Consider the following 21,373-nt stretch of genomic DNA (forward strand, 5'->3'; position numbering starts at 1 on the left):
TTACATTTTTAATTTTTGTTTACTCTTCGACTGTCTATGCGTTACAAACTCCTAAAGTACTTTTAGATGGTAGAGAACTATTCTTCGATGTCCCTCCGATAATCGAAAACGGAAGAATCTTAGTACCTGTTCGAGCGATTTTTGAAGAGTTGGGCGCCAATTTAACATGGAAAGGTATTACGCAACCAATAATTGCCTCGAAAGGAAATACAACCATTGAACTGCAAGTTGGTAGTTACACTTCTTTTAAAAACGGTAAACAAATAATTCTAGATGTTCCCCCAAGAGTAATAAATGATCGTACATTAGTACCATTACGTTTTGTTAGTGAAGCCTTAGATGCTGAAGTAAATTGGAACTCTTATACACATACAGTATCCATAAATTCTCAAGTTTCCGAACCTCCCTCATACAAGCTACCCATTTCTGAAAAAAAGACAACACAAACTGAGGAAATTGAGACACCTTCCTTGCCTGCCGATTATAGCTCGTCATCTTCCATGCAAAAACCTACACAAACTAAAGAGATTGAGACCTGGTCGTTACCTCCGGATAACAATTCGTCATCTACTCAACAAAAAAATAGCCAAAATAATGAATCCGGTTCCACGGGCTCTCCTAATACTAATGTAGATTCAAACTCCTCATCATCCCAATCTCCGGCAACCCCAAAACCCACTTCGCCAAGCACGGGAGAAATAAACAGTAGTGGGATAGATATCCCCCAAAGCTACAAAGATAGAGATGCTAATTTTAATAATTCTCCGAGCACATCGGGGGGCACCTCCAGTCCCGTAGCAACCCCGGATCGCGATTCACTTCCAACTCCGGCAACTCCTAAAACCACAACCGATACCTCACTTGGTACGGGTAGTGGAAATGTCAATTCGCAAGACTATATGAACAGACCCCCTCAATTTTAATTAATCAACCCATCTAACTCATGTGTAAAAATCTTGTGGCCGTGCATAAATTAAGTTTATTAGCTATTATTTATAGCACTAAACGTAGTAAAGCATGTTCGCCGGATTGAACTTACTACCAATAAAACAAACACTATAATCAGAATCAACTTATAACTGCATATAAAAAACGGAAGGCCGTAAACCTATAATCAATTCTCATAGGTTACGGCCTTCCTCTTTTAGACTGGAAATACTATCTAGAATAATGGCGGAGGGAGTGGGATTCGAACCCACGGTAGAGTCACCCCTACAACGGTTTTCAAGACCGCCGCCTTCAACCGCTCGGCCATCCCTCCGCATTCACCGGAGCGTTGCGCCCCGGTGGAAAGACGTGAATTATATTACCATAGACCCTCCGAAAAGGCAATGGGGATTCCCTTTCCAGGTAAGGAAAGTGAAGGCTCAGCCGTTGAATGGCTTCCCCTTCCCCTACGCCTCCACCTCAACGATGATCTCCACCTCGACGGGCGCGTTCAGCGGCAGTTCAGCCACGCCGACAGCGGAACGGGCGTGTTCGCCTGCGGTGCCGAAGACCTGCTTGAAGAACTCCGATGCGCCGTTGAGGACGGCAGGCTGGCCGGTGAAGCCGGCGGCGCCGTTGACGAAGCCGGTCACTTTGACGATGCGGACGATCCGGTCGAGGCTGCCGATCACGGCTTTGACGGCGGCCAGGCAGTTCAAGGCGCAGAGGCGGGCGGATCGGGCCGCTTCTTCTGCGGTCAGGTCGGCGCCGACCTTGCCGGTGTGAAGCAGCACACCTTTCAGGAAGGGCAGTTGACCGGCCGTAAAGACGAGATTGCCTGTCCGGACCGCGGGGACGTAGGCGGCCACCGGCGGGATGACTTCCGGGAGTTCGAGGCCCATGGCGTTGAGTCGTTCTTCTACTGAGGGGTTGAGATTGTCTTCCTCCTGGGGAATGACCGTCAGCATACCACTCCACCCTCTTCACGTTTTGTCACTGCGCCATGTGAGCGCCTGTTCCTTTTTCCACACCGATGGCCCTTTTTCCTGTACAAAGCCTGCTCAGTTGGAACCTTTTCCTGCAATGACATTACGCCTAAACCTCTGATCGTTCATCCGGTCATTTCTGCCTCTCGCCAAGCCTATCGCCCTGTCACTGCGCCCGCTCAAAGGCGGCCACACAGTTCTTCCCACGTCGCTTCGCCTCGTAGAGGGCCACATCAGCCCGCTGGATCAGCTTCTCCAGGGTCTTGCCGTCTTCCGGGAAGGCGGAGACGCCGATGCTGAGGGTGACGTACTGGATGTGGTCGTCGCCGATCTCGATGGGGGTCTGTTCGATCCGTTTGCGGATGCGGTCAGCGATGCCGACGCCCATGTCCTTGGTGGCGCCCATGAGGATGATGGTGATCTCCTCGCCGCCGAAGCGGACAGCGATGTCCTCTTCCCGGAGGCAGTTGCGCACGTTGGCGGCCACCATCCGCAAGGCCTTGTCGCCGGCGTCGTGGCCGAAGGTGTCGTTGAACTTTTTGAACTGGTCGATGTCGGCCATGAGCAGGCTGAAGCGCCGATCTGTGTCGTGGGCCTGAGCGACCATCGATTCCATCGTCTGTTCCAGGTAGCGCCGGTTGTGCAATCCCGTCAGGGGATCGATCAGGGAGAGACGGCGGTTGTGGTCGATGAGCCGCATGTTGCTGATCGTCGGGGCGGCCAGGGCCAGGAGGCTGCGGACGACTCGCGCCGTCTGGTCGTCAAAGAAGCCGGCACTGCTGCTGTAGAGGTGCAACACGCCCACGACCTGGCCGGCGACGCTGAGGTTGGTGCAAAAATAGCTGCCCGAGTCGGCGTTGATCTCATGGGCGGGGCAGCCGTACTCGATCCGGGCGTCTTTGACGATCAGGTCGACGCCCGAGGCAAAGGCCTTGCAACGGGCCGGCTGGAAATCGCCGCTGAAGTGAAAGCGCGAATCAGCCCACTGGATGAGGGCCTGCCCCTGGGTCGGGTTGGTCACGGCCCGCAGCAAGATGGCGTCCAGCTTGCCGTTGGCGCGGCCGAGACGGCGCAGGTAGTGGGCCAGGATGGTGTAGACCTCATCCTCCGTCGTCGCCCGGGCGAAGTCGATGGAGCAGGTCAGGAGCAGTTCCTCCTGGCGTTTGCTTTCCATATATTCGGTGAGGTCGTTGAAGGTGACGATCATCGACTCGACGGCGCCGTCTTGGCCAAAGGTCGGCGTCTGGGTGAGAACGCCCCAGTAGATCCGATCGCCAGTGATGATGCCGATCTCCCGGTCTTTGAAGGGCGCTTTGCGGCGCGTGCCTTCCCAGCGGGCGATCTCCTCCGTCGGGATGGGCCGCCCATCGCGGTCGACAAAGGTGCAGTAGAACTCGGCCAGGGGATGGGGCAAGGGCTGATCTTCCGTGATCTGGAGGATCTCCCGCGCCGCCGGGTTGAGATCGAGCACGTCGCCCGCCGGCGTCAGGAGGAGGACCGCCTCAGTCAGGTTGTGGATCAGGGTCCGGTATTTCTTTTCCGAGCGCTGGATCTCCAGTTCCTTTTGCCTGCGGGCGGTCACATCGTAGAGGGTGACGATGATGCAACGGCTGGTGAGCACAGGGGAAGCCGAGACCATCAGCCACAGGCTGCTGCCGTCATGGAAGAGGAAACGCAAGAGTTGGTCGTAGACGGCTTGTCCCGTTTCGAGAAAGGCTTGGAATTGGTCTTCACTGGAACCGATAAGGCGCCCCGTCTCATCGAGGATCCGGACTTCCTGGCGCCACTCTCCCACCGTCAATGTCAAATCGGCCCGGTCCGGCAGGCGCAAGAGCTCACGGGCGCGCCGGTTCCACTCGATCAGGCGACCCTTCTCGGTGAGGATGAGGATCCCCTCCCGGGAGGCGTGAAAGCTGATCTGCAACCGTGTTTTTTCCGCTTCCAGCTTCTCCTGGGCGCTGGCCAGAGCGGTGATGTCGCGAAAGACGACGCGAATGCACGAGCCGCCTCGGAAGTCGCGGATCATCTCATAAGAGAGCCAGAGGTGGCGCTCCCCCGGCTTGGGCAGCGCCGCCGTGCAGTAGACGGCGTCGCGAGGCGTCCGCTGAATGAAGTCACGGTGCAGTTGCTCGGCTCCTTTGGCGTCCAAAAAGCCGGTGAATTCCCAGCCGAGGGCTTCGGCGCAGCTGTTCAATCCCAGCATGTCGGCGCCCAATGAATTGATCCAAAGCACGCGAAAGCTGTTGCCGTCCAGATCGGCGACGCCTTCGCCGATCTGGCTGAGGGCTTTGCGGCTGCGGGCCGCCTCCCCCTGGAGAACGGCGCGGTAGTTTTTGCGCACGGCCCGAACGATGTCAGAGTGGCTGACCATGCCGCAGATGTGCCCCTCGGGATCGCGCACGAGCAGGCGGCGGATGCGGTGCTGTTCCATGATGCGGGCCGCCTCGAAAAGGGACACGTCCTGGGAGACGGTCATCGGCGAGGGGCTCATGACCTCGGCGACACGGTTATCGAGGCTTTCGCCGCTGCGCACGAAGCGGACCACGTCCCGCTCGGTCAGGATGCCGACGGTCTTGCCCTGCCGATCGACGAGGAGGGAACTGAGGCGCTGGTCGTTCATGATGACAAAGGCGGCCCGGATGGCCGAGTTCACGTCGATCCGGTGCAAGGACGTGGACATGCAATCGGAGACAGTGAGCGGCTTTTTGAAAAACTCTTCTTCCAGCTTGCGAACCACATCAGTATAGGTGATGATCCCTTTGGCCGAGAGGATCCCCTTGTCATCGGCGCGGAGTTGGTGTTTGCGGTACAACTCGACGCCCGGTTCATCGACGGCGCAAGCGGGATCAACGCCTGTGACGACCAAGTGGCGGACTTTTTCCTTTTCCATGACATACAGGGCCTCATCGATCGGCACTGTTTCCGGCAAATGAACCAGTTGGCCCGTCATGACCGCCTCAACGGTTGTTTTCATCGGGTCAACGCCGGTGGCGACCAGCCGGACCAGGTCCCGTTCGGTGATGATGCCGACCACAGCGAGACCGCGCGCCACCAGCACGCTGCTGATGTTTTTGTCGCTCATCAGCGTGATGGCGTCAGCCAGCAGCGCCTCCCCCTGCAATGTTGCCAATTCCCTACTTGCGAGGGACGCCAGCGTATGCAATAGAGCCCCCTCCGTTTCAGCCAGAAAAAAGTCCCCTGCGCGATCATCCTGCGCTTGCTATTTTCAGGGTGTACACCCGCGAAATGGTCTGTCAGAAAGATGCATTTGTATAAGTGGATAAATACTATTTTTTCGGCACGAACCGTTTAAATCCTCCTGTGCCCATAAAGTAAGAGTCCCCAGAAGAGGAGACTCTTTGAAAGTCGGGGGAACGGGGATGGTTGTCTTTTGCCTGGCGCGACGCTCAAATCGCCGGGCCTGTCGGCGGTGATCCCGGCAGGTCCTATTGCGGCCGGATCACGTCGACGCCGCCCATGTAGGGGCGAAGGGCGTCGGGGATGATGACGCTGCCGTCGGCCTGCTGGTAGTTTTCCAGGATGGCGGCGACGGTGCGCCCGACGGCGAGGCCGGAACCGTTCAAGGTGTGGACGAACTCGGGCTTCGCTTTCGGATTCGGCCGGAAGCGGATGTTGGCCCGCCGGGCCTGGAAGTCTTCGAAGTTCGAGCAGGAGGAGATCTCCCGGTACGTTGCGAAGCTCGGCAGCCAGACCTCGATGTCATAGGTCTTGGCCGATGAGAAGCCCATATCGCCGGTGCAGAGGGTGATCACCCGGTAGGGCAGGCCGAGGAGCTGCAGGATGTGCTCGGCGTCGTTCGTCAGCTTCTCCAACTCCGCGTAGGAGTTGTCGGGGCGGGCGAACTTGACGAGTTCCACCTTGTTGAACTGGTGCTGGCGGATAAGGCCGCGCGTGTCCCGGCCGGCGGCGCCGGCTTCGGCGCGGAAGCAGGCCGAGTAGGCGCAGTGGTAGATGGGCAGGTTGTCGGCGTCCATGATCTCATTGGCGTAGAGGTTGGTCACAGGCACTTCCGCCGTAGGGATGAGGTAGTAGTCGGTGCCGGTGACGGCGAACATGTCTTCGGCGAACTTGGGCAGTTGGCCTGTGCCGAGCATGGACTGCCGGTTGACCAGATAGGGCGGCAGCACTTCTGTGTAGCCGCGCTGGGCGTGGGTGTCCATCATCAGGTTGATGACGGCCCGCTCGATCCGGGCGCCGAGGCCCTTGTAGACGGTGAAACGGGCGCCAGAGATCTTGGCGCCGCGCTGGAAGTCGAGGATGTTCAGGTCCTCGCCAAGGTCCCAGTGGGCTTTGATGGGGAAGTCGAAGCTGTTCGGACTTCCCCAGCGGCGCACCTCCACGTTGTCCGCTTCGGACGTGCCGACGGGGACAGAGGCGTGGGGGATGTTGGGGATGAAGAGCATCCGGTTGTCCATATCCAGTTCGATCTGGGCCAGTTCCTCATCGAGGCCTTTGATCTGGTCGCCCACCTGGCGCATCTCCACGATCATGTCCTCGGCGTCTTCCTTGGCCTTTTTCTTGCGGGCGATCTCGGCGGATACGGCGTTGCGCCGGGCTTTCAGGTTTTCCACATCCACCACCAGGGCGCGCCGGCGGCGGTCCAGTTCGAGAAAATCATCGAGCGAGATGGTGGCGCCCCGCTTTTGCAGGGCCTCCTGGACCACCTCGGGATTGGCGCGGACAAATTTAGTATCCAGCAAAGGGGATCCCTCCCGGATCAGAATAGAGAAGGCCTGCGGGCAGTCCGCCTGCCGGCCCGTATGGGTCGGCCACAGTGGCTTCTCATGCCGCAGGCCGCTGGGTTGCCGGGGCCGTGCGCGAGGGGTTGGCGCAGGCGGAGCCAGAGGGCTCCGCCGCAAGGCAAATCAGCCGAGGTTGACGTATTTTACGCCACAGACGCCGTCAATCTTGGCCAGGTCGGCCAGAACGACGTCGGGCACAGGGCCGTCGACGTTGAGGATGGCGAGGGCGATGCCGCCGAAGTCCTTGCGGCCCAGGTGCATGCCGGCGATGTTGACGTTATGTTCGCCGATGATCGTGCCCAGTTGGCCAATGATCCGCGGTTTGTCCGTATGGGGAACGACGAGCATGTGGCCTTCGGGGGCCATATCCATGTCGTATTCGTCGATGCGGACGAAGCGGGGCTTGTTCCGCAGCAGCGTGCCGGAGACCTGGTGTTTGCCCTGGTCGGTCTCGACGACGACGCAGATCTGGACGGCATAGTCCTGCACGTCGGGGGTCTTGGCTTCCATGACCTTGATGCCCCGCGATTTGGCGACATGGGGGGCGTTGACGTAGTTGACGGACTCTTCGAGGGCGTGCTTGAGCAGGCCTTTGAGCAGCGTCGTCGTCAGGGGGGTCACGTCATACTTGGCCACGTCGCCTTTGAAGGTGATGCCCACCTTTTCGATGCGGCTGCCGATGTTCTGGCCGAGGTAGCTGCCCATCTTCTCCACCAGGTTGAGGTAGGGTTGGAAGACGGCCATCATCTCCTGCTTGACCGCCGGGATGTTGACGGCGGCGCTGACGGCTTCGCCGCGCAGGACGCGCAGGATGTCGTAGGCCACGTCGATGGCCACGTTGACTTGGGCTTCCTTGGTGGAGGCGCCCAGGTGGGGCGTGACGGTGACCTTGTCAAGGCCGAAGAGGGGGCTTTCGGTGCAGGGCTCTTTTTCAAAGACGTCGATGCCGGCGGCGGCCACTTTGCCCGACTCGATGGCTTGGCACAGGGCTTCTTCGTCGATGATGCCGCCGCGGGCGCAGTTGACGAGGCGGACGCCATCTTTCATGATGGCGAACTGCTCCGTGCTGATCATGCGATAGGTGTCTTTCGTCTTGGGCATATGGACGGTGATGAAGTCGGACTGGCGGAAGACGCTGTCCAGGTCGGTGACGGTGACGCCGAGGCTCTTCGCTTTTTCCACGGAGGCATAGGGGTCGTAGGCGATGACGGTCATGTCAAAGGCGCGGGCGCGCTTGGCCACTTCCGATCCAATTTTCCCCAGTCCCAGGATGCCCAGGGTCTTGCCTTTTAATTCAATGCCGGTGTACTTGCTGCGATCCCACCGACCGTTTTTCAGGGACATGTTGGCGGCGCCCACGTTGCGGGCGATGGCCAGGATGTGGGCCACCGTCAGTTCGGCGGCGGCGATGGTGTTGCCTTCGGGGGCGTTGACGACAACGATGCCTTTTAGGGTGGCGGCCTCTACGTCGATGTTGTCGACGCCGACGCCGGCCCGGCCGATGGCTTTCAGCCGGTCGGCGGCCTCGATGATCCGCTTGGTGATTTTCGTTTCGGAACGAACGACGACAGCTTCATAATCGGCGATGATCTCGACGATCTGGTCTTCCGTCAGTTTCAGTTTTACGTCGACGGCGACATCGCCGGCCGAGGTGAGGACGTCAATCCCTTTTTCCGAAATCGGGTCGCATACAAGCACGCGCATGGTTAGAGTAACCCCTTTCTTGACATGATCACATTTTGTGCGGCCTTGACGCCGCTGCCGAGTTCAATCGGCACGCCCAGTTCCTTGAGGGTCATTTCCAGGGCGCCGATGGTGGCCAGGATATCGAGGTGCTGTACGTACCCGAGGTGGCCAATGCGGAAGATCTTGTTCTCCAGCTTCTTCTGGCCGCCGGCGAGCACCACGTTGTAGTCTTCGCGCATCTTGCGGTTGATCGCCCGGGCCTCGATGCCGGCCGGCGCCCAGACGGCGGTGACAGCGGCAGAGGCGACGGCGTCGTCGGCCAGCGGTTTCAGCCCCAGGGCTTTGACGCCGGCGCGGGTGATGTCCCGCAGGTAGATCTGCTTGGCGAAGATGTGGTCCAGGCCTTTTTCCTGGAAGAGCTTCAGGGCTTCCCGCAAGCCCGCGAGTTGAGGGATGGCCGGGGTGACCGGGGTCTGGCCTTTCTCGAGGAACTTCTTCGCCGAGCCCAAATCCCAGTAGAACTTGGGCGACGTCGACCGCTCGTAGGCCGCCCAGGCGCGGGGGCTCACGGAGACGAAGCAGACGCCCGGCGGGATAAGGAAGCCCTTTTGGGCAGCGGTGACGATGACATCGAGGCCCCACTCGTCGGTTTTGACCTCCATGACGCCGAGGGCGGAGACAGAGTCGACGAGGATCAGGGCCGGGTGGTCGCCCCGGACTTGGCCGAGGCCTTGGAGGTCGTTGCAGACACCGGTGGCCGTTTCATTGTGGGTGACGAGGATGGCCTTGTATTCCTTATGCACATCGGCAGCCAGCCTCTCGCGAACCACCTGCAGGTCGACAGCGGCGCCCCATGGGAAGTCCACCTTGTCGACGATGCAGCCGTGGGTCTGGGCGATGGTGGCGAAGCGATCGCCAAAGGCGCCGATGGATAGGGCGAGGACTTTGTCGCCGGGAGAAAGGAAGTTGACGATGGCCGCTTCCATACCGCCTGTCCCGGAGGAGGGCAGGATGAGGACGTCGTTGTTCGTCTGGTAGGCGTACTTGACGCCGTCGGTGACATCGTCAATGAGGGCTTTGAAACTCGATCCTCGTTGATTGAGCAGCGGTTCGGACAACGCCCGCAGGAGCCGTGGCGGCACGGGCGTCGATCCCGGCAGCATGGGGGTTTCTTTTTCTTGCACGAAGAAGCGCTCCTCCTTTTGTTCTACGGGCCGTTCTCCAGACCATTACCGAAGATGACTGGGGGGAAATAGAAAAACCCCTCGTTCCTTGACACTACTGTCAGGGACGAGAGGTTAGTACCCGTGTTGCCACCCTGCTTGACCTTTCTTCGAAATATCCGCAAAAAGGCCCGCTCAACATGCGTAACGGACATGACCGGGACGGCTCATCGCCGCCAGCTCAGGGGTGGAAATTCACCGGACAAATCGGGTTGGCTCGCAGCGACCGCCAACTTTCTGAACCGTTGTGCCGATTACTGTTCCCCGTCTTCGCTTCTATCGAGGTTCGACGTTATCATGGAGTGTAGCACAGGTGTTGCCGATTGGCAAGTCATTTCATGTTAAAAATTTGCGCCTCTCTCAAAAAGCCGTCGATGCAGCCGTTGACCGCCTCGGGATTGTCCAGGTTGGTGGCATGGCCGGCGCCGTCGATCAGCCGGTGACAGGCCTGGGGGATGGCCTCGCAGATGAAGCGGTGTTGCCGTCGCATCATCCACTCGGCGTCGCCTTCGAGGACCATGGTGGGGCAGGTCACCTTCGGCAGGTCGGCCAGCGTCTCCATGCGGCAGGCGATCTCCCAGATCAGGTTCCACCGTTCTTTCGGTTGCTGCACCGTCACCCGGTAGAAGTACTCCTCCAACTCCGGATGGAAGAGGCTGAGCCCCTTGGCGTGCATGCGGGCGATCTTTTCCATGGAGGCAAAGCGCAACGTCAGTCCGTAAAAGAAAAAGGAGAAGCCCTGCAGGGACACGTCGATCAGCTCGCTGAAAAACCGCTTCAGCGAACGCGCCTGCAGGGTGATGGCCAACCGGTTTCGCCAGTTGTAGGCGCTCGTCACCGGGGTGCCCATGAGGACGAGGGCCGCCACCCGCTCGGGATGCAGGATGGCTGTCCGCAGGGAGATATGCCCCCCCATGGAGCAGCCGATGAGAACGGCGCGCTCGATGCCGAGGTGATCCAGCAGCGCCACCTGGTCGCGGCTGAAGTCGTCCAACTCAACCAGGTCGCAACAACCCGAACGGCCGTGAAACCGCACATCCCAGAGGATGACGCGGTAGTCGCGGCAGAAGGGCTCCACCTGGGGCAGCCACTGCCGGTGATCCCACCCGGCGCCATGGGTGAACAAGAGCGCCGGCGCCCCTTCGGGGCCATAGACCTCATAGTGCAGGCGAACGCCGTTAGCGATTGCGGTAGCCATTGTTTCTCCTTTCGATACGGAAACCTCGGGAAAAGGGAGTCCCGTGAGGGGTTGCGTTCTCACGGAAGCCGGCTTTCACGTCAAAAGGCGGCCCGACCTGTCGGTCTAGGCCTGTTCGGCCACCATCGCCAGGAAATAGCGGTGCATCCGGTTGTCCTTCGTCAACTCCGGATGGAAGGCCGACGCCAGGAGATGTCCCTGGCGGGCCAGCACCGTCTTGCCTTCATGTTGGGCCAGGATCTGCACGTCAGGCCCCGCTTCGGCGATGTAGGGCGCGCGGATAAAGACGGCGGGATAGGCGCTCTCGCCGCCGGCGTCGATGGCCGGGATCGCCAGGCCGATCTCAAAGGAGTCGACCTGGCGGCCAAAGGCGTTGCGCACAGCGGTGATGTCCATCAGTCCCAGCCGCTTCTGCTCGGACCGTTCGATTCGCTGGGCGAGCAGGATCAGGCCGGCGCAGGTGCCCCAGAGGGGCATCCCCTGGGCCGCCCGCTCCCGGATGGCGGTGTCGAGGCCAAAATCGGCCATCAGTTTGCCGATGGTGGTGCTCTCGCCGCCGGGCAGGATCAGGCCGTCCAGTTCGTCCAGTTGCTCGGGCTGGCGCACCTGGACGGCGGCGCAGCCGAGGGACTGCAGCATCTGTTCATGCTCCCGAAAGGCGCCCTGCATCGCCAAGACGCCGATCGTGAAGGCTTGTTTTTCGCTCATGGCTTTTTCTTCCGACATGCGACGCGACCGGTTACCAGCCGCGCTCTTGCATGCGCTGTTCCGCCGGGATGGTCGGGATCTCGATGCCCACCATCGGTTCGCCCAGGTCTTTGGACACCTCGGCGATCACCTTCGGGTCGTTGTAGTGGGTCGTCGCCGCCACGATGGCTTTGGCCCGGCGGACGGGGTCGCCCGATTTGAAGATGCCCGAACCGACGAAGACGCCGTCGACGCCGAGTTGCATCATCAGGGCGGCGTCGGCCGGGGTGGCGATGCCGCCGGCGGCGAAGTTGACGACAGGCAGGCGGCCTTCTTCGGCCACGAGGCAGACGAGTTCATAGGGCGCGCCGATCTCCTTGGCAAAGGACATGCGCTCTTCCTTGGGCAGGGTGGACAGTTTGCGGATCTCACTCATGACCTGGCGGGCATGACGCACCGCTTCCACCACGTTGCCGGTGCCGGGCTCGCCTTTGGTCCGGATCATGGCCGCGCCTTCGCCGATGCGCCGCAGGGCCTCTCCCAGGTTGCGGGCGCCGCAGACGAAGGGCACCTTGAAGTCGTTTTTGTTGATATGGAACAGGTCGTCAGCCGGCGTCAACACTTCCGACTCGTCGATGTAGTCGATGCCCAGCGACTCCAGCACTTGGGCCTCGACGAAGTGGCCGATGCGGGCTTTGGCCATGACCGGGATGGTGACGGCGTCCATGATCCGCAGGACCACCGTCGGGTCGGCCATGCGGGCGACGCCGCCGGCAGCGCGGATGTCCGCAGGCACGCGCTCCAGCGCCATGACAGCGCAAGCGCCGGCTTCCTCGGCGATTTTCGCCTGCTCGGGCGTGGTGACGTCCATGATGACGCCGCCCTTCAGCATCTCGGCCAGGCCTTTTTTGACGGTCCAGGTTCCTTTTTCCGTTGTCATTCGTAAATTCCCTCCTGCGCGTAATTGGGCACCCTTTTAGCCTCCCGCGCCGGGGGTCGCCCCGAATGATAATTTTCCCAAAACGATGTAAAAAAGGTAGTCGCTCAGTGACTACCCCTATATTTTACATGATCCATCGGGTGCGGACAAGAACGGGAGATGGCAATTCCCTAGAATCCGATGGATTTTCTATTCTTTTGTTCCGCTCTTCCTCTGGCGGTCAAATCCCTTTGGCCGGCTTCAACACACCGTGGACTCGCTTATGTGATTCGATTATGCGATTCATTGATGACGATGCCCTCAGATCGACCCTTCGCGGGGGCCTGTCGCCGGGCTTTCGATCCCATCCCGCCGGCGGTCGCCGCGCCGACTTTCCCCGCCCACCGGCAAGGGCTTCGAGGGAAAGGCCTGCAAGATCACCACGCCCAGCAGGATCAGCGCGCCGCCGCCCATCTGGGAGAGGTTGAGGCGCTCGCCGAAGATCAGGTAGGACAAAAAGACGGTCCACACCGGCTCAACGGTGCTGATGATGGAGGCCTGGGCCGGGCCGACGCGCTCGATGCCGGCCATCAACGCCAATATGGCCACGGCCGTGCAGATCACGGCGATGGCCAGGATGGCGCCGTAGGCTTCCGCCGGCATGTCAAGGCGCAGATCGCCCGAGAAGAGGCCGCACACGATGAAGACGAGGGCGGCGAAGGTGCAGATGTAGGCCGTCGTCACCAGCGGGGAGACGCCCTGAACGATGCGGGCGCCCATCAGCAGGTAGGCCGAGTACATGATCGCGGCGCTCAGCCCGAAGGCTGCACCGATGCTGTCGAAAGCGACTGTGTTCAGGGAGGCGCCGAGAACGAGGACCGTCCCGACAGCGGCGGCGGTAAGGGCGCTAAGGTTCGCCCAGCCGGCTTTCTCACGGCCCAAGAGCAAAGAGAGCACGTAAACGAGAACCGGGTAGGTGTACAGCAGCAGCGCCGCCAGACCGGGCGTCAACCGCTGCACGGCTGTAAAAAAGAAAAAGGACATGCTGCCGTAACCGACAGCCCCCAACAGGAACAACCCGGCCAGGGTCTTTCGGTCGACCCGGTAGTTCTCCCTGCGGACGATGACGATCGCCCAGAGCAGCGCCGCCGCCAGGCAGAAGCGAACGGCAAGCACCGTCGGCACCTGGACGCCGTAATTGTAGGCGATGGCGGCAAAGATCGCCATGGAGCCGAAGCCCAGGGCGGAGATGATCACGAGAATGGGGCCCATTTGCGATTCCCTCCGGTTTTGTACGGTCATGGTTTGAGTTGACTGCGCCGCGCGCAACGCCTGTCACAGTGAAGCAGCGCCTAGGGCATCGATTTTTCTGACGTCTCCGGTGCGGATGCTTGCCTTTTCCCGATGGGGCCTCGACTTCGACTCTTCATCCCTGCCTCGCCGGCTTCACCAGGGCCGCCTCACCGGGCGGGCTCGCTTGTCCTTTCGGCGCGGCGCTCGCCGCCGCTGTCCCCGTCAGGACGCCGGTGATGACCAGAGCGCCGCCGGCAAGCTGGGGCCAGGCCACCTGTTCATGGAGAATGAGGACGCCGAAGATCAAGGCGAAAACGGGCACGAGATTGATGAAGATGGCCGACGGGCCAGGGCCGATGGTTTTGACGCCCTCGTACCACCAGACAAAGCCCAGCACCGTCCCCAGCAGGGCCAGTTGCAAGATGGCCAGCCAGCCGATCCCGGAAAATCCGCCCGTCGTTCCGACTCGGGCGGCCTCAATGAGGGCGGCCGGCAGCAGCAGCGCCGTGCCAAAGAGGGTGGCATAGGCGGTGGCCACCAATGGCGAGAACTGGCCGAGCATCTTTTTTCCCAGGACCGAGTACAGCGCCCAGGAAAGGGGCGCCCCCAGCAGGATCACATCGCCGGGGTTGAAGGTCAGCCCGCGCAACACCTCCAGGGATCCGCGGGAGACGACGGTGACCACCCCGATGAAGGAGAGGAAAAAGCCGGCCGCCTGGAGGGGCCGAATCCGTTCTTTCAGCAACAGGGCCGAGAACAGCGCGGTGACCAGCGGATTGATGGCGACGACGAGCGAGCCGTTGGCCGCCGTCGTCCATTTGAGGCCGGTGAAAAAACAGGCGTTGTAAAAGAAAATCCCGGTCAGGCCGAGACTGAAGAGACCGAGGATTTGGCGCCATCCCTTCGGGTAGGGGATGCGGCCCTCTCCTCCCGGCTTGTAGGCCTCCCGGGCAACGAGGACAAAGAGCACCAAAGCGGCCACGGTAAACCGGCAGGTGGCCGAATAAAAGGGCGGCGCCTCCTGGACCGCCAGCTTGGCGGCGACGAAGGTGCCCCCCCAGAAACAGGTCGTCAGGATCAGTTTCAGATAGGTTTTTACGGGATGATGGGCCTCCATCTGCGCTATCTCCTTGTGCTTGATCATCGGTGACCGACAAGCGGACTTCGTCTAAAATTTGATTATACACCTTTTTTTGAGAAGCGTCCCGGAAAGCCCGAAAAGACATAAAAAAACACCCGGAATGCTCAATTCCGGGCGCCGGCCTATAGGGGCCGCAAGGGGTAGGGTGAGGGAACTCCATGGGTCAGCATCACCGAGGGCCATATGGAAAATCGACAGGCGCCAGCCTGTTTGAATGGCTGGTGTCGATTAATAGCCAGGGCGGGCCAGCAGCGAAGTCAAGAGGAAAATGGGAATGAAGGTGCGGTAAAACCGGCCTGGGCCGAAGTAGGGGTACGGATAGGGGTACCGGTAGGGATAGCGGTAAGGAACCCGGTAGGGCGGGTAAAAAAACTGTTGCGCCTGAACATTGTCGCCCGCCATCGCCATGACCGCGTCGCCGGTCATGGCCTCGTTGGTCATCGCCTCGCCGGCGCTCACCGGTTCGGCGAAGCCCTGTTCGTCCATCGCCAGTTCGGCCATCACCGGTTCGGCTGTTCCGTACTCCTGCATTCTATAATCGGTCATTCCATATTCGGAAGTTCCATAATCGGTCATTCCAAAATCGCTCGTTCCATCGTCGGCCACTCCCGGAGCAGCCGCCATGACTTCCGTCGCCATCCCGTCGTCCGCCTGGGCTGTGGCCCGGACATCCTCCATCTCCAGTTCGATGTAGTCGTCTCCCACCGAGACGAGACGCCCCGTGTAGCTGCGCATGCCGTCAGGATGACGGACCTCGGCGGTCATCTCTTCGCCGACCATGGCGCGCAGTCGGTCGCACATCATGGGCCGATAGGCGGGCGATCCAGGGTAAAGGTAATCCATGACCATCTCTCCTTGCCACCGGTTGGTTTTTTCAGTGGCAATGTATTCCAGAGACGGTCGGAAGGTGACAACAGGAACCGCGGTTACGACGAGGACGACCGTTCGCCGGCCACCAGACCCAGGATGTCGTGCTGGCGCAGGGGACGTTTCAGGACCTGGCTGAGTTGGCGCACGTTTTGGAGCAGTTGATTCATCCCTTCCGGATCGAGGTCGCGGCCCTGGGCTCGCAACAGTTCCACGAGGGGTTTGCGCCCGCTGTATTTGCCGAGGACGATGCGATGACGGCGGCCCACATACTCGGGCGGGTAGGCTTCGTAATTGGAGCGGTCTTTCTGCAAGCCGTCGACATGGATGGACGAGGCGTGGGTAAAGGCGTCGCGACCGACGACAGGCTTGGAAAAGGGGATGGGCCGGCGTGTGGACCAGCTGACGAGCCGGCAGAGCGCCGGCAGTTGGTCCAGCTTGATGCGCGTATCGGCGGCGCAGCACTGGCGCAAGGCCAGGGCCACCTCTTCCAGAGGGGCGTTGCCGGCCCGCTCGCCAAGGCCGCAGACGGTGACGCTGACGGCCTTGGCGCCGGCCTGAACGGCTGCGATCGAGTTGGCCGTGGCCATGCCCAGGTCGTTGTGGGCGTGAATCTCGAGGGGAATCGACAGCGACGTGGTCAGGCGGTCAAAGAGGGTAAAGGTGCGGATCGGGTCGAGGATGCCCAGGGTGTCGGAGACGCGCAAGCGGTTCACTTTCAGGCGCTCCGCTTCCAGGCCCAGTTGAATCAAGAACTGCGGATCGGCCCGGCTGGCGTCTTCCAGGCCGATCACCACGTAGAGGCCTTCGGCCTTGGCCCGGCGCACACACTCGCCCATCTGCTCCAGGATCCACGGGCGGCTCTGGCGCAGCTTCTGGGTGATGTGCTGATCGGAGCAGGGCAGGCAGATGGCGACACTGTGGACGCCGCACTTGAGGCTCGCTTCCAGATCGGCGATGACCGCCCGGTTCCAGGTGGTCACCCGCGCCGGCAGGTTTAACTTGACGATGCGGGCGATGGACTCCTGCTCGTCTTCGCCCATCGCCGGCACGCCCGTTTCGATTTCATGGAGGCCCGCTTCGGCCAAATGGCGGGCCAGCAGTTCCTTTTCCTGCGGGGAAAAGGCGACGCCCGGCGTCTGCTCGCCGTCGCGCAGCGTCGTATCCATCATCCAAACCCGTTGGCGCATGCGAACGCCCCCCTACCCTTATATCAATCCGATGGCGTCGGCGCGGCACTGGCGGCAGTGGGCGAGTTGAGGCAGGATGGCCGCCGCTTTCTGTTGGAGCTTTTGCAGCGTCGCCGGTGTCGGCGGCGCCCAATCGGCAAAATCACCCTGGTTGATCAGAGGCATGAGGTTGAGCAGCGCCGCTCCCCGCCGTTTCACTTCCCGGGCGAGATCTTCAATCCTGTCGTCGTTGAGGCCCGGGATGACGACAGTGTTCACTTTGACGGTCAGGCCGGCGTCGGCGGCCATTTGGATGCCCAGCAATTGCCGTTCGATCAGCAGGGCGGCGCCTGCTTCTCCGGTCAGCCGTTGTCCCTGCCAGATGACATGGCGGTAGATGCGTGCCCCGATGGCCGGATCGAGCGTGTTCATGGTCACCGTGACATGAGAAACATTGAGCTTCACCAGATCGGCGAGGCGGTCGGCGAGCAGCAGGCCGTTGGAGCTGACACAACTGATCAGGTGGGGGTGGTGCTCCTGCAGCAGGCGGAAGGTCTTGAAGGTGTTTTCATTGGCCAGCGGTTCCCCCGGACCGGCGATGCCGACGACATTGAGGTAGGGACCGATGTCGGAAGCCAGCGCCTGTTCGACGCGCCAGAGCGCCTGCTCGGGCGTGATCACCCGGCTCGTGACGCCAGGGCGGGATTCATTGGCGCAATCGAATTTACGCACACAGTATCCGCAACCGATGTTGCAACTCGGCGCCACCGGCAGGTGGATGCGCCCGGCTTTGCCGTGACCCTGAGGTGAGAAACAGGGGTGACGTACGGTCGATTCTTTTTGGTTTCCTTCACAAGATCCGAGGCAGCCCATGTTTCACACCTCTTCCTCATCGTTTTTTGGGCGTTCTAGGCGTTCATTTATTCACGCATCGTTGGAACGGTTCGCTTTTTATCGGCTTGTTCACCCTCGCCCTTAGATCTCCTTCGGCGCGAAGGTGAGGCAGCGCTTGGCGCAGCTCTTGCCACAGGCCTGGCAGCCGATGCAGCGGTCCTTGTCGGCGATAACGGAGATCATGCGCTGCATGTCGTCTTCATCCATGTAGGTGTCCAGGCCGAGGGCGCCTTGGGAACAGACCTTGATGCAGCGGCCGCAACCCATGCATTTCATGGGATCGATCGTTTCGACGAATTTGGGGGTCCATTCCTGACCGCCATAGGTCACTCCGGTAAAATAGGCCATATCACTCGTCCTCCTTGGTCATTTTTTCTTGTTGGAGCCGTTTGCGCAGCCACGGCGGCGGTGATCCGGCCAGCAGGGTTTGCAATCGGTTGAGTTCGCCCTCGATGGGCGTCCCTTCGGGCACTTTCAGCGGGTGGATCCCGCTCTGGACGAGCCGGGCCGCCGCGGGGCCGCCGATGCTGGTGCAGTAGACGACGGCGCAGCCGCGTAGGATGTGCATGCGGCTTTCGACTTTATCCTCTTTGTCGGCGTCGGAAGCGAACTCTTGGGGACAGTAGACGAAGCCCTTCGCGGTGATCGCCTCGGGGGTGACATCGTAGAGGGCGAAGGCCGGGGCGAGTCCAAAATGGGCGTCGATCCGGGTCTGGCTTTCGGTAGAAAACGCGACAAGCATGGGCGGCGCCTCCTTATACGGCCATAGCGTTCAGGCAGTCGATGAGAAATCGCTGGGTTCCCCGGTAGCCGATCCACACCGTCTGCGCCATGCCAGCCCGGTCAAAGACAGGCAATCCGGCACGCAGGTGGGGAATTTTCAGGGGTATGGCCGCCTGGCGGGCGTTGGAGTTGGCGATGATCAAGTGGCTTCCGGCAGCCGTCTCCTCCAGGTGTTCCAGATCGCCCACGACGACGGGGATCCCTTCAGGGACGGCGCTCGGGTCGGGCGCGGTGGCCGCGAGGGCCGTCTGAATCACGGCGCCAAACTCGGCGAGACAACCGGCAAGGCTGATCAGTAGGTCTGATTCGAGGGCCAGGGCGATTTTTTTCTGGCCGATCTGGTCGTGGTAGTCGGCCAGTGTATCCAACAGGCGGCTTCGTTGCCGGAGCAGCCGCTCCGGCACGGGCCGTCCCGAGATTTGGCAAAGTTTCAGGACAAAGACGTCGACGGCCTCCAGGCCGGTGAGGGAGCCAATCGCCATATGGGGCACGCCGTGCATCCGTTGGAGCGCTTCGCCGACGACAGCCATGCTTGGGCCGAAGGAGAAGGCGGCGACACAGCCGGGGATGCGGCGGATGTCTTCGAGGGGGATGCCGCCCTGCACGACCGGCGCCGGGTCGAGCTCCGAGTGGCCGTCCAGGGAGGTGGAGATGTCAGGCAGGACCAGCGGGGTCAGGCCGAAGAGGCTCACCATGTCTTTCAGTTCTTCCACGTCAGCGGGAGTGAGGTGAACACCGGGAAAGAGGGCGACCGCCTGTTCTTCTCTCGGCGCCGGGTCCTTGGCCAGCGTCTCCACAAGGGCCCGGGCGGTCCGTTGGTAGCCTTCCTGCAAGGAACCGATGTAGTCGGGTGTCTTGGCGAGCACCACCGGCAGGTCGCTTAGGTCGGGCCGTTCCTGCCGCAAGGTGGACCAGGCGCTTTCCATGTCATCGCCGAAGGTTTCCGTGAGTCCCGAACTCATGACACCGATGATGCGGGGCTTGAACTTGTCGGCAGCCTTGGCGATGCCCTTTTTGAGGTGTTCCCAACCGCCGAAGATGGCCGTGTCTTCCAATAGGGCCGTTGAGTTGAGGGGCACCGGTTCTTTGAAATGGCGCGACAGTTGGAGCCGGATGAAGGTGGAGCATCCCTGGGATCCGTGCAGGAGAGCCAACAGCCCGTCGACCCCCATATAGGCCAAGGTGGCGCCCAGGGCAGGGCTGTTTTTCTGGGGGTTTCCCGTGTAGCTGCGCGGCGTCTGGACTGGGATGGCGCTGCCCTTTGTTCCGGTGTCGCTGCCGGTGCCGGCGGTGGCGGACGCCATCGTCGCCATGTCGGCGTTGGCATGGGCGAGCGATTGTTGCATCGTCATCGTTGCGGCGGTCATCGGATGTCACCTCCTGCCGGAATGGGCGGAAAGGGTTGCCGCATCTTTTCCCACACGGGGCTGAAGACGGTGCGGGCGACGGCTTTGGCGAAGGTGATCATGCCGGCATAGCCGGCGTAGGGCAGGCTTCGTCCATGGTTGATGTCGAGAAAAGGGGTCCGCGTCTTGTGGGCCAGGTACTTGGTCTTGCCGCCCGCCACGATCAGGTCAGGCTTCTTTTCCTTGATCAAGGTCAGAAATCCGGCGGCGCTGGTGTCTTCGATGATCTGGGCTTTCGGGTCCATCAAGGCCTTCATGCGCAGGAAATCTTCCGGCGTCGAGTTCTGGGTGCCGCCGGCGAGAACCTCGATGCCCAGTTCCTTCAAGGTGGTGACCATGGACCAGGTCTTGACGCCGCCGGTGAAGAGGACGGCCCGCTTGCCTGCCAGCCCTTCTTTGTAGGGCGCGATGAGGGCCCGCGTCTCGGCCTCTTTTTGCCGGATATGGGCTTCGGCCCGCGCGATCAGGCCGGCGTCGCCGAAGGCCTGGGCGATGGCCCGCAGGGTGTTGCTCGTGTCATGGATGCCGTAAAAGGAGCCTTCAATGTAGGGGATGTCGTATTTTTTCTCCATCTGCTTGACCAGGTTGGTCAGGCTCTTCGAGCAGACGAGGATGTTCAGCTTGGCCCGGTGGGCCGTGCGCAGGTCATCGAAGCGGGCGTCGCCGCTGATGCAGGATTGGAGCTTGACGCCGATGGCCTCGAGCGAGGGCGTGATCCCCCAGAGGTCGCCGGCGATGTTGTACTCGCCGATGAAGTTGATGGCAAAGGGGTGGGTCGTCTCCGGTTCGGCCGTGCCGATGACCTGACGGAAAAGGACTTCCCCGGCCACCCGGTTGCCGATGTTTTTGTCCCCAAGGAAGCCGGGGGCGTTGACAGGGATGACGGGAACGGGAACCTGCTTTTGCGCCTCCCGGCAGGCGGCCTCCAGGTCGTCGCCGATCAGGGCGGACACACAGGTGGCATAGACAAAAACAGCTTTCGGCCGGTGTTTCGCGGCAATTTCAATGATGGCCTGGACGAGCTTTTTCTCTCCGCCGTAGACGACATCCATCTCCATCAGGTCGGTCGTCAACCCCCGGCGGTAAAGCTGCGCTCCCGAGGAGCGAGCGCCCCGGTTATCCCAGGAGTTGCCGGCGCAGGCGATGGGGCCGTGGACGACATGGGCAGCGTCGGTCACCGGCATGAGGACGACCCGGGCGCCGTCAAAGGCGCAGGAACGCTCGGCGCCTTCCCCGGGCAGCGCTTTCATGCAGAGCTTGGGCGCTCCCTTGTCGGTGAGCGGACAGGCCTCGCGCAGGTTTAACTTGGACAGATTGACGAACACCGGCGGCACCCCCTATTCCACTTTTTCTCAGGCGATTTGGATTTTCTTGAGCGGAACAATCGCCCTTTTCGTTGGCCAAAGGGCCTTGCTCTGCTTGGTCGACTTG

The 21,373-nt window shown here is 61.1% G+C and carries 18 protein-coding genes, 1 tRNA gene and 1 other annotated feature; of the genes, 1 reads left to right on the forward strand and 18 read right to left on the reverse strand.

What is annotated here, in order from left to right; all coding sequences use genetic code 11:
- On the forward strand, positions 1–923 hold a 923-nt coding region (locus GTO89_RS16160), incomplete at its 5' end, for a copper amine oxidase N-terminal domain-containing protein (RefSeq protein ID WP_268894714.1).
- A gap of 248 nt (positions 924–1,171) precedes the next feature.
- Here the strand turns inward: GTO89_RS16160 and GTO89_RS16165 are convergent.
- The 18 genes from GTO89_RS16165 to nifE form a co-directional block, all read right to left on the reverse strand.
- Positions 1,172–1,261, reverse strand: a tRNA-Ser gene (locus GTO89_RS16165).
- 133 nt (positions 1,262–1,394) lie between these two features.
- Complete coding sequence (locus GTO89_RS16170; protein ID WP_161263139.1) at positions 1,395–1,895, reverse strand: RidA family protein; 501 nt, start codon at positions 1,893–1,895, stop codon at positions 1,395–1,397.
- A 184-nt stretch (positions 1,896–2,079) separates the two neighbouring features.
- A complete protein-coding gene (locus GTO89_RS16175) occupies positions 2,080–5,076 on the reverse strand; it encodes a diguanylate cyclase (protein WP_161263140.1) in 2,997 nt (998 codons plus the stop codon).
- A gap of 283 nt (positions 5,077–5,359) precedes the next feature.
- Complete coding sequence (serS, locus tag GTO89_RS16180; RefSeq protein ID WP_161263141.1) at positions 5,360–6,634, reverse strand: serine--tRNA ligase; 1,275 nt, start codon at positions 6,632–6,634, stop codon at positions 5,360–5,362.
- 165 nt (positions 6,635–6,799) lie between these two features.
- A complete protein-coding gene (gene serA, locus GTO89_RS16185) occupies positions 6,800–8,380 on the reverse strand; it encodes a phosphoglycerate dehydrogenase (RefSeq protein ID WP_161263142.1) in 1,581 nt (526 codons plus the stop codon).
- Between the two features lie 2 nt (positions 8,381–8,382).
- Positions 8,383–9,546 (reverse strand): pyridoxal-phosphate-dependent aminotransferase family protein, encoded by a 1,164-nt coding sequence (locus tag GTO89_RS16190; protein WP_161263143.1) that lies wholly within the window; start codon positions 9,544–9,546, stop codon positions 8,383–8,385.
- Between the two features lie 99 nt (positions 9,547–9,645).
- Positions 9,646–9,865 (reverse strand) — a binding site (T-box leader).
- A gap of 51 nt (positions 9,866–9,916) precedes the next feature.
- Entirely contained in the window at positions 9,917–10,783 is an 867-nt protein-coding gene (locus GTO89_RS16195) for an alpha/beta fold hydrolase (protein WP_161263144.1), read from the reverse strand.
- Positions 10,784–10,888: 105 nt separating this feature from the next.
- Positions 10,889–11,491: a pyridoxal 5'-phosphate synthase glutaminase subunit PdxT gene (gene pdxT / locus GTO89_RS16200; RefSeq protein WP_161263145.1), complete on the reverse strand. Its 603-nt coding sequence runs from the start codon at positions 11,489–11,491 to the stop codon at positions 10,889–10,891.
- A 31-nt stretch (positions 11,492–11,522) separates the two neighbouring features.
- Entirely contained in the window at positions 11,523–12,410 is an 888-nt protein-coding gene (pdxS, locus tag GTO89_RS16205; protein ID WP_161263146.1) for a pyridoxal 5'-phosphate synthase lyase subunit PdxS, read from the reverse strand.
- Positions 12,411–12,710: 300 nt separating this feature from the next.
- Positions 12,711–13,661, reverse strand: a complete 951-nt coding sequence (locus GTO89_RS16210) for a DMT family transporter (protein WP_161263147.1) — start codon at positions 13,659–13,661, stop codon at positions 12,711–12,713.
- 154 nt (positions 13,662–13,815) lie between these two features.
- The gene (locus GTO89_RS16215; protein ID WP_161263148.1) at positions 13,816–14,799 is read right to left on the reverse strand and encodes a DMT family transporter; all 984 of its coding nucleotides are present in this window, start codon (positions 14,797–14,799) and stop codon (positions 13,816–13,818) included.
- Positions 14,800–15,051: 252 nt separating this feature from the next.
- Positions 15,052–15,666, reverse strand: coding sequence for a hypothetical protein (locus GTO89_RS16220; RefSeq protein WP_161263149.1), 615 nt, complete (start codon positions 15,664–15,666; stop codon positions 15,052–15,054).
- 83 nt (positions 15,667–15,749) lie between these two features.
- Positions 15,750–16,880: a homocitrate synthase gene (gene nifV, locus GTO89_RS16225; RefSeq protein WP_161263150.1), complete on the reverse strand. Its 1,131-nt coding sequence runs from the start codon at positions 16,878–16,880 to the stop codon at positions 15,750–15,752.
- Positions 16,881–16,898: 18 nt separating this feature from the next.
- Positions 16,899–17,732, reverse strand: a complete 834-nt coding sequence (locus tag GTO89_RS16230) for a radical SAM protein (RefSeq protein WP_161263151.1) — start codon at positions 17,730–17,732, stop codon at positions 16,899–16,901.
- Between the two features lie 102 nt (positions 17,733–17,834).
- Positions 17,835–18,101, reverse strand: coding sequence for a ferredoxin III, nif-specific (gene fdxB, locus GTO89_RS16235; protein ID WP_161263152.1), 267 nt, complete (start codon positions 18,099–18,101; stop codon positions 17,835–17,837).
- Between the two features lies 1 nt (position 18,102).
- Positions 18,103–18,495, reverse strand: a complete 393-nt coding sequence (nifX, locus tag GTO89_RS16240; RefSeq protein WP_161263153.1) for a nitrogen fixation protein NifX — start codon at positions 18,493–18,495, stop codon at positions 18,103–18,105.
- Between the two features lie 13 nt (positions 18,496–18,508).
- Positions 18,509–19,903, reverse strand: coding sequence for a nitrogenase iron-molybdenum cofactor biosynthesis protein NifN (gene nifN, locus GTO89_RS16245; RefSeq protein WP_235920537.1), 1,395 nt, complete (start codon positions 19,901–19,903; stop codon positions 18,509–18,511).
- Positions 19,900–21,267, reverse strand: a complete 1,368-nt coding sequence (gene nifE / locus GTO89_RS16250; protein WP_161263154.1) for a nitrogenase iron-molybdenum cofactor biosynthesis protein NifE — start codon at positions 21,265–21,267, stop codon at positions 19,900–19,902. The genes nifN and nifE overlap by 4 nt, the downstream gene beginning before the upstream one ends.
- Positions 21,268–21,373 lie beyond the last annotated feature (106 nt).

The sequence above is a fragment of the Heliomicrobium gestii genome (assembly GCF_009877435.1).
Taxonomy (GTDB): Bacteria; Bacillota; Desulfitobacteriia; order Heliobacteriales; family Heliobacteriaceae; genus Heliomicrobium; species Heliomicrobium gestii.

What these genes read in the sequence shown, in the direction of transcription:
- nifN (WP_235920537.1), bottom strand. Translation starts at nt 19,903, where the DNA reads ATGACCGCCGCAACGATGACGATGCAACAATCGCTCGCCCATGCCAAC.
- GTO89_RS16195 (WP_161263144.1), bottom strand. Translation starts at nt 10,783, where the DNA reads ATGGCTACCGCAATCGCTAACGGCGTTCGCCTGCACTATGAGGTCTAT.
- GTO89_RS16170 (WP_161263139.1), bottom strand. Translation starts at nt 1,895, where the DNA reads ATGCTGACGGTCATTCCCCAGGAGGAAGACAATCTCAACCCCTCAGTA.
- serA (WP_161263142.1), bottom strand. Translation starts at nt 8,380, where the DNA reads ATGCGCGTGCTTGTATGCGACCCGATTTCGGAAAAAGGGATTGACGTC.
- nifX (WP_161263153.1), bottom strand. Translation starts at nt 18,495, where the DNA reads ATGCTTGTCGCGTTTTCTACCGAAAGCCAGACCCGGATCGACGCCCAT.
- nifV (WP_161263150.1), bottom strand. Translation starts at nt 16,880, where the DNA reads ATGCGCCAACGGGTTTGGATGATGGATACGACGCTGCGCGACGGCGAG.
- fdxB (WP_161263152.1), bottom strand. Translation starts at nt 18,101, where the DNA reads ATGGCCTATTTTACCGGAGTGACCTATGGCGGTCAGGAATGGACCCCC.
- GTO89_RS16220 (WP_161263149.1), bottom strand. Translation starts at nt 15,666, where the DNA reads ATGGATTACCTTTACCCTGGATCGCCCGCCTATCGGCCCATGATGTGC.
- GTO89_RS16215 (WP_161263148.1), bottom strand. Translation starts at nt 14,799, where the DNA reads ATGGAGGCCCATCATCCCGTAAAAACCTATCTGAAACTGATCCTGACG.
- GTO89_RS16230 (WP_161263151.1), bottom strand. Translation starts at nt 17,732, where the DNA reads ATGGGCTGCCTCGGATCTTGTGAAGGAAACCAAAAAGAATCGACCGTA.
- GTO89_RS16210 (WP_161263147.1), bottom strand. Translation starts at nt 13,661, where the DNA reads ATGGGCCCCATTCTCGTGATCATCTCCGCCCTGGGCTTCGGCTCCATG.
- pdxS (WP_161263146.1), bottom strand. Translation starts at nt 12,410, where the DNA reads ATGACAACGGAAAAAGGAACCTGGACCGTCAAAAAAGGCCTGGCCGAG.
- pdxT (WP_161263145.1), bottom strand. Translation starts at nt 11,491, where the DNA reads ATGAGCGAAAAACAAGCCTTCACGATCGGCGTCTTGGCGATGCAGGGC.